The organism is Mesorhizobium sp. M1396 (assembly GCF_040317725.1).
Taxonomy (GTDB): Bacteria; Pseudomonadota; Alphaproteobacteria; order Rhizobiales; family Rhizobiaceae; genus Mesorhizobium.
On sequence record NZ_JAMYLA010000147.1, the window covers coordinates 1 to 1,083 of the forward strand.

The 1,083-nt window shown below is 59.6% G+C and carries 1 protein-coding gene; it reads left to right on the top strand.

The features are described from left to right. Window positions 1–3 precede the first annotated feature (3 nt). Window positions 4–1,083: aspartate aminotransferase family protein (locus tag NKH02_RS34355; protein WP_352884272.1), on the top strand; the 1,080-nt coding region annotated here is incomplete at its 3' end.

The following is a 1,083-nucleotide window of genomic DNA, read 5'->3' on the forward strand; positions in this document are numbered from 1 at the left end:
GTCCTGGACGACGGCACCGCATTCGGGCTTCCGACTACAAGCGAGACCAGCCTTGCGGAAGCGATCAGAGCGCGCTCGCCGAGGCTTGAGCAGGTCCGCTTCACAAGCTCCGGCACCGAGGCTGTCATGTTCGCCGTCAAGGCCGCGCGTGCGATTACAGGGCGGCCGATGATCGCGAAGTTCGAAGGCGCATATCACGGTGCCTACGACTATGTGGAAGTCAGCCTTGATTCTACTCCAATGAACTGGGGCGATTTATCGCCCAAGAGCGTGCTCTACGCCAAAGGAACTCACGTCTCCACCGCCACGGATGTTCTGGTCCTCCCCTACAGCGAGCCCGAGACGTGCAGGGAGCTCATCCGTGGAAATCATGAGCGTCTCGCCGCGATCCTTCTCGATCCGGTGGCTTCCCGCGTCGGCATGGTTCCGATGGAGGCGGGTGTGCGGGAGGTCATCCAGGATTGCTGTAACCGCTACGGCATCCTGCTTGTGGTTGATGAGGTCGTTTCCTACCGGGTCGATTATCATGGCGCCCATGCCATGTTCGGCTTGGAGCCGGATCTGGTGGCTTTGGGCAAGATCATCGGCGGAGGTTTGCCCGTAGGGGCCGTAGCGGGGCCTGCCTCGCACATGGCGGTCTTCGATCATACCAGGGGCAAGCCAGCCGTCTCCCATGGTGGCACGTTCAGCGCCAACCCGCTCAGTATGACAGCTGGGCTGGCGGCGCTGCAATCATACACCAAGGAGGCCGTGGTTCGCCTCAATCGGATGGGCAACACACTTCGAACCGAAATTAACGAGCAGCTTAGAAGGCACGAAGTCCCGGCGCAAGTCACCGGCATGAGCTCCCTCTTTAGGCTTCATTTGAAGCCTGAAGTTATCCGAAACTACCGGACCTCGTTCCCGAACGCCTTGCGGAAGACTGCGCTGGCAAAGGTACACCTTGCAATGCTGGAACGGGGTTTTCTGATGACGCCGAATTGCTCCGGCGCACTCTCGACACCGATGAGCAACACTGATGTCGAAGATTTGGCCGCCGCCCTCGTGGATGCCATTCATGAAACTTGGAAACAATCGCCGTGG